10 protein-coding genes are annotated in these 8,047 nt (G+C 69.8%); 6 read left to right on the top strand and 4 right to left on the bottom strand.

Going from position 1 to position 8,047, the window contains the following annotated elements; all coding sequences use genetic code 11:
- Positions 1 to 125 precede the first annotated feature (125 nt).
- Together Q0672_RS21585 and Q0672_RS21580 are read left to right on the top strand one after the other, a co-directional pair.
- Positions 126 to 365 (top strand): GlsB/YeaQ/YmgE family stress response membrane protein, encoded by a 240-nt coding sequence (locus Q0672_RS21585; protein WP_298625788.1) that lies wholly within the window; start codon positions 126 to 128, stop codon positions 363 to 365.
- 96 nt (positions 366 to 461) lie between these two features.
- Positions 462 to 1,043: a LysE family translocator gene (locus Q0672_RS21580; protein WP_298625786.1), complete on the top strand. Its 582-nt coding sequence runs from the start codon at positions 462 to 464 to the stop codon at positions 1,041 to 1,043.
- On the opposite strand, the gene Q0672_RS21575 is transcribed toward Q0672_RS21580, so the two are convergent.
- The 3 genes from Q0672_RS21575 to Q0672_RS21565 are packed head-to-tail and all read right to left on the bottom strand — an operon-like array spanning position 1,040 to position 3,823.
- Entirely contained in the window at positions 1,040 to 1,882 is an 843-nt protein-coding gene (locus Q0672_RS21575) for an AraC family transcriptional regulator (protein WP_298625784.1), read from the bottom strand. The genes Q0672_RS21580 and Q0672_RS21575 overlap by 4 nt on opposite strands.
- Positions 1,863 to 2,609: an SDR family oxidoreductase gene (locus Q0672_RS21570; RefSeq protein WP_298625781.1), complete on the bottom strand. Its 747-nt coding sequence runs from the start codon at positions 2,607 to 2,609 to the stop codon at positions 1,863 to 1,865. Before Q0672_RS21570 ends, Q0672_RS21575 begins: the two co-directional genes overlap by 20 nt.
- Positions 2,610 to 2,620: 11 nt before the next feature.
- Positions 2,621 to 3,823: an NYN domain-containing protein gene (locus Q0672_RS21565; protein ID WP_298625778.1), complete on the bottom strand. Its 1,203-nt coding sequence runs from the start codon at positions 3,821 to 3,823 to the stop codon at positions 2,621 to 2,623.
- A gap of 87 nt (positions 3,824 to 3,910) precedes the next feature.
- Between Q0672_RS21565 and Q0672_RS21560 the strand changes: the two genes are divergently transcribed.
- On the top strand, positions 3,911 to 4,300 hold the full coding sequence (locus Q0672_RS21560; protein WP_298625775.1) for a hypothetical protein: 390 nt from the start codon (positions 3,911 to 3,913) through the stop codon (positions 4,298 to 4,300).
- Between the two features lie 31 nt (positions 4,301 to 4,331).
- On the top strand, positions 4,332 to 4,943 hold the full coding sequence (locus tag Q0672_RS21555) for a 2-hydroxychromene-2-carboxylate isomerase (protein ID WP_153160567.1): 612 nt from the start codon (positions 4,332 to 4,334) through the stop codon (positions 4,941 to 4,943).
- A 63-nt stretch (positions 4,944 to 5,006) separates the two neighbouring features.
- On the opposite strand, the gene Q0672_RS21550 is transcribed toward Q0672_RS21555, so the two are convergent.
- Positions 5,007 to 5,657, bottom strand: coding sequence for a hypothetical protein (locus tag Q0672_RS21550; RefSeq protein ID WP_298625770.1), 651 nt, complete (start codon positions 5,655 to 5,657; stop codon positions 5,007 to 5,009).
- A 70-nt stretch (positions 5,658 to 5,727) separates the two neighbouring features.
- Between Q0672_RS21550 and Q0672_RS21545 the strand changes: the two genes are divergently transcribed.
- Positions 5,728 to 7,638, top strand: coding sequence for an ATP-binding cassette domain-containing protein (locus Q0672_RS21545; protein ID WP_298625768.1), 1,911 nt, complete (start codon positions 5,728 to 5,730; stop codon positions 7,636 to 7,638).
- Positions 7,639 to 7,743: 105 nt separating this feature from the next.
- Positions 7,744 to 8,047: bifunctional phosphoserine phosphatase/homoserine phosphotransferase ThrH (gene thrH, locus Q0672_RS21540; protein WP_298625765.1), on the top strand; the 304-nt coding region annotated here is incomplete at its 3' end.

Below are 8,047 nucleotides of genomic sequence, written 5' to 3'. Positions count from 1 at the left end.
AGGCGCCCGCTATGCACGGCAGTTCGGGGAGGCGTGAGATGTGTGTAATGGGATGGATTTAACGAGCCGGTCATCGGCCGGGGGCTAGAGTGGGCGCTCCCCCTCTCCCCCAAAGGACGTTCGCCATGCTTTCCACCATCTTCATCGGCCTCGTCGTCGGTCTCGTCGCCCGCTTCATCAAACCCGGCGACGACAACATGGGCTGGATCAAGACCATCCTGTTCGGCATCGGCGGCTCCATGGCCGCCACCTACGGCGGTCAGGCGCTGGGCCTCTACCAGGCGGGCCAGGGCGCCGGCTTCGTCGGCTCGGTGGTTGGCGCCGTCGTGCTGCTGATCGTCGCCGGGAAGCTGGGCCTGAAGTAAGCCGCAAGCCCGCCGGGGCAGTTTTGTTCAAGACGCCCGGCGGACATCGCCGCTACCTTGGGGCTCGTGTCCTGCGAACTCCAACCGGTGATGTCCATGAACCTCGTCCTCTCGATGGCCGCCTTTGCGCTGGCGGCCTCCCTCTCCCCCGGCCCGGTGAATCTGGTGGCCCTCGGCGCCGGCGCCCGCCACGGCTTTCGGGCCAGCCTGCGCCACGTGACCGGCGCCACCGTCGGCTTCACCGTGCTGCTGGTGCTCACCGGCCTCGGCCTGCAGGAGATCCTGCAGCGCTGGCCGGGCCTGACCGACCTCGTGCGCTGGGCCGGCGTGGCCTTTCTGGTGTATCTGGCGATCCGCCTGGCGGCCGATGATGGCCGGCTCTCCGCCGGGCCAGAAGGCGCCGGGCCGACGCTGCTCGCCGGCGCGGTGATGCAGTGGCTCAACCCGAAGGCGTGGCTGGCCGCGGTGGCCGGCACCGGCGCCTATCTGTCCGATGGCGATCCGGCCCGGGTGTGGCTGTTTGCGGGGATCTACTTCGTGATCTGCTATCTGTCGGTGGGCAGCTGGGCCTACGCCGGCGCCCACCTGCGCCGCCACCTGGACAGCCCGGCGCGCATCCGCGCCTTCAACCGCCTGATGGCTGCGCTACTGGCGGGCAGCGCGCTGTTCCTGCTCTAAGCCTGGGCCCGGTACTGCCCGGGCGTCGCCGCCACCAGCCGCTTGAAGGCCCGGTGCAGGTGGGCCTGATCGGCAAAGCCGGCGTCCGCCGCCACCTCGGCGATGGCGTGGCCGCGGCGCAGGCGGGCCCGGCTGTAGCGGATGCGCCGGTCGATGAGGAAGGCGTGGGGCGTGAGGCCGTAGCGCCGCTGGAAGGCGCGGATCAGGTAGGACTCCGACAGGCCCGCGGCGGCGCAGATGTCGCCCAGGCTGAGGGGCCGGGTGCAGTTGTCGGCGATGAACTCGGCGGCCCGGGCGAGCCGGTCGTCGGCGCCTGCGGGCACGGCCGGCGCCGGTTCCAGGCGGGCCTGCAGCAGGGCGGCGAAGGCCACCGCCGCGCTCTCCTTCTCGAGGAGGTCAGCCTGCCCGTCGTGGAGCAGCGCCTGCAGGCGCATCAAGCCTTCGGCCAGCAGCGGATCGCGGCTTGCCGCGGTGGAAAACGGCTGGAAATCCCGGCCCGCCGGGCGCCCCAGCGCCGCCTGCTGGCGGGCCAGCCACGCCGCGTCGAGGAACAGCATGTGGTACGCCCAGGGCTGGCCATCCACCGGGTTGCAGGCATGGACTTCCTCGGGATTGACCACCACCACCGAGCCCGGCCCCACCCGCTCGCGCAGGCGCCCGTTGGCATAGGTGCTGACGCCGCCGGTGATCACGCCGATGGAGAAGCTGTCGTGGGAATGGGGCGCGTAGCACACCCGCCGGCCGTCCTCGACCGAGCGCAGCTCGACGTGGGGCAGCGCCGCGTCGCGCCAGAAACGGGGCGCAGACGCAGCCGGCCGCTCAGCGTCCGCCGGCCACATCGAGGATGCTTCCGGTGGTGTAACTGGCCTCATCCGACAGCAGCCACAGCACGGCGCGGGCCACTTCGTCCGGCGTGCCGCCCCGCTGCATGGGCACGCCCGGCGCCAGCCGTGCCACCCGGCCGGGTTCGCCGCCACTGGCGTGGATCTCCGTCTCGATGAGGCCCGGCGCCACCCCATTGACGCGGATGCCCTCGGTCGCCACTTCCTTGGCGAGGCCCAGGGTGAGGGTGTCGATGGCGGCCTTGGAGGCGGCGTAATCCACGTATTCACCGGGCGAGCCGATCCGCGCCGCCCGGGACGACAGGTTGACGATGGCGCCGCCGCGCCCGCCGTGGCGGGTGGACATCCGCCGCACCGCCTCGCGGGCGCACAGGAAGGCGCCGGTGATGTTGGTGGCAAAAACGCGCTCGAGGCGCGCGGCGTCCATCTCGTCCACGCGCATCTGGCGGGCCAGGATGCCGGCGTTGTTCACGAAGGCATCGAGCGGCCCGAGGCGCGCGTCGCATTCGGCGAAGAGCCGAAGCACGTCTGCCTCGACCGCCACATCGGCCTGCACCGCGACGGCCGTTCCGCCCTGGGCGGCGATCTCGGCCACCACGGCTTCGGCGGCGCTGTGGTCGGTGTGATAGCTGAGGCACACGGCGTACCCCCGCGCGGCAGCCAGCCGGGCGATGGCGGCGCCGATGCCCCGGGAGCCGCCGGTGACGAGGAGATTCCGGCCCATCGAAGCCACCGTCAGGATTCGGTCTTGCGGGTCCGGCGGCGGCGGGTGGCCGGCTTGGGCTCGGCGGCCGGCGCCTCGGGGGCGGGCTCCGGCGCGGCCGGGGCGGCTTCGGCGGCCTTGGTGCTCTTGCGGCTGGGGCTGCGCTTGCGCCGGGTGTCGGCCTTGGGCTGTACTTCGGGCTCGGGTTCGGGGGCTGGCGCGGGTTCGGGCGGCGGCGCCTCGACCACCGACTCCGGCGCGACTTCGGCGACCTTGGCCGACTTGCGGCTGCTGGTGCGCTTGCGGCGGCTGTCGGGCTTGGCGGCGGTGGCTTCGGGCACGGCGGGCGGCTCGGCGATTTCCGTGTGGTGTGCGACTTCGGACACTGGCAACTCCACCGGCACCGGCTCATGGCGCGCGGCGCTGCTGCGATACACGTAGGCGCCGGATTTTTCGTCGCGACCGAACTCCAGCAGGCCGCGGGCCTGGGCCTCTTCGAGCAGATTGCCGAAGGCCCGGAAACCGTAGCGGGTCTCGCTGAAATCCGGCTTGCGGCGCTTGATGGCTTCCTTCAGCACCGACGCCCAGATCTTGCCGGTGTCGCCCCGCTCGGCCACCAGCGCGTCGAAGGTCTGCACGGCGATCTCGATGCCCTTGGTGCGGCGGGCCTCCACGTCCTCGCGGCGCGGGCGGTCCTCGTCGTTGCGGCGGGACGGCTGAGCTTCCCTGGGTTCGCGGCGGGCTGCGGCGCGCTGGGTTTCGCGCACCAGGTCGTCGTAGAAGATGAACTCGTCGCAGTTGGCGATGAGCAGATCGGAGGTGGATTGCTTGACGCCCACGCCGATCACCTGCTTGGCGTTCTCGCGCAGCTTGGAGACCAGCGGCGAGAAATCCGAATCGCCCGAGATGATCACGAAGGTGTTGACGTGGCTCTTGGTGTAGCAGAGGTCCAGCGCGTCCACCACCAGCCGGATGTCGGCGGAGTTCTTGCCCGACTGGCGAACGTGGGGAATCTCGATCAGTTCGAAGTTGGCCTCGTGCATGGTGGCCTTGAAGCCCTTGTAGCGATCCCAGTCGCAGTAGGCCTTCTTGACGACGATGCTGCCCTTGAGGAGCAGGCGCTCGAGCACCAGCTTGATGTCGAACTTCTCGTACTTGGCGTCGCGCACGCCGAGGGCCACGTTCTCAAAATCGCAGAACAGGGCCATGCTGGTGGATTCGGGCGAAGTGGCCATGGGCGTCTCCTGTCGTGAATGGCTGGCAGCTTACTCGCAATGGCTCACCCGTGTTAGGTTTCCCACCCCGCTTCGCAAGGCTCCCGCATGAACCGCCCCCTTCCACCGGCCGACGCCCGCGGCACCCGCGTCGCCCTGATCTTCGCCCTCGTCGCCGAACGCCTGTCGCTGTGGTACGAGCACGGCCAGTGGCCCACCGAGGCCCAGGGCGCCACCCTGTGCGCCGACTGGCTCGGGCGCACCAAACGCAGCCTGCCGCTGGCCGACCGCCGACACCTGTCCGACCTGAGCGACCGGCTGGCCCGCCAGATCGCCGGCAGCCTGTCCCGCGAGGCCGGGCTGTACACCGTGCACGAGATGATGGAATCCCTCGACCCGAACCACGAATCCGAACTCGGCCAGACCTTGATGGCCGAATGCGAGCGCATGCTGGATGCCTCGCCCCCGCCGGGCGCCGACACCCCGCCCGGGTGCTAGACTCGGGTCATCCCCACCGCGGAGCCAACCCATGAGCGCCAAGACCCTGGATTTCTGGTTCGAGTTCGCCAGCTCGTATTCCTATCTTTCCGTGATGCGCATCGAGCCCCTGGCCCGCGACGCCGGCGTGACGATCAACTGGCGGCCCTTCCTGCTCGGGCCGGTGTTCCTGTCCCTGGGCTGGAACGACTCGCCCTTCAACATCTACCCGCCCAAGGGCCGCTACATGTGGCGGGATCTCGCCCGGCTGGCGGCGCGCTACGGCCTGCCGCTCACCATGCCCTCGCGCTTCCCGCGGAGCGGCGTGCTCGCCGCGCGGGTGGCGATCCTCGGCGCCGCCGAGCCGTGGATCGGCGATTTCGCCCGGGCGGTGATGAGCGCCAACTTCGCCAACGACCAGGACATCGCCGATCCGGCGGTGATCCACGCCATCCTCACCCGCCTCGGCCTGCCCGCCGACGCCCTGCTGGCCGACGCCACCGCCGAGCCCAACAAGCTCGCCCTGCGCCGCCAGACCGAGCAGGCCACTGAGCGGGGCCTGTTCGGCGCGCCCAGCTTCATCACCCCGGACGGCGAGATGTTCTGGGGCAACGACCGACTCGAAGACGCCCTGGCGTGGGTGGTGGACGGGCCGACGATCTGAACGCCCGCCGCCCATGAGAAAGGGGGCACGCGGCCCCCTTGCTTTACCAGCCGGCGAACCCGGCTACTTCGGCTGCTGTTCGGCGGCCTTCTTCGCCTTCTCGGCCTTCTTCTCGGCGTTCTTCGCTGCCCGCTCTTCGTAGTCGGCCTTGTCGCCGCGGGCCTGTTCGGCGCGCTGGGCAGCGGCCTGGGCCTCTTCGGCGCGGCGCTGGGCGTCGGCGGCTTCCTTGCGGTGGCGGGCTTCGGCTTCGAGCATGCCGCGACTCTTGGCCTCCTGCTCGGTCTTGATGCGCTCGGCGTCCTTTTCAGACAGGTGACGCAGGCGCTCTTCGGTCTCGGCGCGGTTGCGGGCTTCGGTTTCGGCGCGCTCGACGGCCTTCTGGGGCGCGGTGGCGGCCTCTTCGGTCTTGCGTTCGGTGTAGCGGCGGTTCTTGTCGGCCAGCTCGATGCGGCCGGCTTCCAGGTCCATCTGGCGGGCGCGGCGGATCTCCAGCACCCGGCGCTCCTTGGCCTGATCGAGGCAGCGATTGACCAGGAAGCGCTTGTAGCAATCGATCTCCTCGTCGCTGAAGCGCGCCTCGGCGGCATCGCGGATCGCGCCCGCCTCGGTGCGCAGCGCGGCGGCGCGGGCCATGTCGGGGGCCGGCTCGTCGGCGGCGAGGGCCGGACCGGCTAGAAAGAGGACGCAAAGGGCGGCAGAAACGGGCAGGCGCATGGTGCAGCAGGGCGATGGACAACGGGACCGCTTACAATACCGGATTTGCCGTCTTCTTTCCTCCGCTCCCGTGATCCAGTTTCGTAACCTGCGCCTCGCCCGCGGCGTGAAGACCCTCATCGAAGGCGCCAGCCTGCAGATCCACCCCGGCTGGAAGGTCGGCCTGACCGGCGCCAACGGCTGCGGCAAGTCGAGCCTGTTCGCGCTCCTGCGCGGCGACCTGCACCAGGATTCGGGCGATCTCGAGATCCCCGCCGCCTGGACCATCGCCCACGTGGCCCAGGAAACCCCGGCCCTGCCCCGCCCGGCCATCGACTACGTGCTCGACGGCGACGCCGAGCTGCGCCGGATCGAAGCCGCCCTCGAGGCCGCCGAGGCCGCCCACGAGGGCGAGGAGATCGGCCACCTCCACGGCCGCCTGCAGGAGATCGGCGGTTACGCCGCCCGCGCCCGCGCCGCCGCGCTGCTCGACGGCCTGGGTTTTTCCGGCCCCGACATGGAGCGCCCGGTGGCGGATTTCTCGGGCGGCTGGCGAATGCGCCTCAACCTCGCCCAGGCGCTGATGTGCCGCTCCGACCTGTTGCTGCTGGACGAACCCACCAACCACCTGGATCTCGACGCGGTGATCTGGCTCGAGCAGTGGCTCGGCGACTACCGCGGCACGCTGGTGCTGATCTCCCACGACCGGGATTTCCTCGACGCGGTGGTCAATCAGATCGCCCACATCGAATTCCAGCGCCTCACGCTCTACACCGGCGGCTACTCCGACTTCGAACGCCAGCGGGCCGAGAAGTTGTCTCAGCAACAGGCTTTGTTTGAAAAGCAACAGCGCGAACGGGCTCACCTGCAGAAGTACGTGGATCGCTTCCGCGCCCAGGCCACCAAGGCCCGCCAGGCCCAGAGCCGCATCAAGGCCCTGGAGCGGATGGAGACCATCGCCGCCGCCCACATCGACACGCCCTTCAGCTTCAGCTTCCGCGAATGCGGCGCCGCGCCGGATCCGCTCCTGCAGATCGAGGACGCCGCCGTCGGCTACGCCAACAAGCCGATCCTGGCGGGCATGAAGCTCACCATCCGCCCCGGCGAGCGCATCGGCCTCCTGGGCCGCAACGGCGCCGGCAAATCGACGCTCATCAAGCTGCTGTCGGGCGGGCTCAAGCCCACCGCCGGCGAGCGCCGCGAAGGCAAGGGCCTCGCCCTCGGCTACTTCGCCCAGCACGCGCTGGAGAGCCTGCGCCCCGAGGAATCGCCGCTCCAGCACACGCTGCGCCTCGACCCGCAGACCCGCGAGCAGGAGCTCCGCGACTACATCGGCGGCTTCGACTTCCGGGGCGACATGGCCACCACGCCCTGCGGCCCGTTCTCCGGCGGCGAGAAATCCCGCCTCGCGCTGGCCCTGCTGATCTGGGGCAAGCCCAACCTGCTGCTGCTCGACGAACCCACCAACCACCTCGACCTGGAAATGCGCCACGCCCTCACCCTGGCGCTGCAGGATTACGAAGGCGGGATGGTCATCGTCTCCCACGACCGGGCGCTGCTGCGCGCCACCTGCGACCGCTTCCTGCTGGTGGACGACGGCCGGCTGCAACCCTTCGACGGCGACCTGGACGACTACAAGGCCTGGCTCGCACAGAAGCGCAGCGCCGATGCCGTCGCCGCCCAGTGCCCCGACAAAGCCGCCGACAAGGCCAGCCGCAAGGCCGAGCGCGAAGCCGCCGCCGCCGACCGCCAGGCCCGCCTGGCCGCCCGCCGCCCGCTGCTGAAGGAGCTCGAACAGCTCGACAAGAAGCTCACCCCCTGGAACGCCGAAAAAGCCAAACTCGACGAGCGCCTCGCCGACCCGGCGCTCTACACCGGCCCCGACGCCGGCGAAGTGCCCAAGCTCCTCAAGCGCCAGGCCGAGCTCACCGAGAAGATCGACGAAGCCGAACTGCGCTGGCTCGAACTCCACGAGGCCCTCGAAGCCATCCCCGCCGACTGAACCCTGCGTCACCAATCGCGACGGATTCGGCATAAGCCGTGCCGGTCTGTTTGCTAGAATCGCCCTTTCGCCAAAATCAACCGTCGTAATCTGGAGCTACCCGCCGTGCAACTCGTCTGTCTCGACCTCGAAGGTGTCCTCGTCCCTGAAATCTGGATCGAATTCGCGGAGCGCACCGGCATCCCCGAACTGCGTCGCACCACCCGCGACGAGCCCGACTACGACAAGCTGATGAAGTACCGCCTTGATCTGCTCAAGCAGCACAAGCTGGGCCTGCCCGACATCCAGAAGGTCATCTCCGAGATGGGCCCCGAACCCGGCGCCAAGGATTTCCTCGACGCCCTGCGCCAGGATTTCCAGGTCATCATCCTGTCCGACACCTTCTACGAATTCGCCATGCCGCTGATGC

Origin of the sequence: uncultured Zoogloea sp. (assembly GCF_937894855.1) — a bacterium.
GTDB classification, from domain to species: domain Bacteria; phylum Pseudomonadota; class Gammaproteobacteria; order Burkholderiales; family Rhodocyclaceae; genus Zoogloea; species Zoogloea oryzae.
The sequence above is the reverse complement of the archived record's forward strand: the minus strand, read 5'-3'. Positions and strand labels throughout refer to the sequence as shown.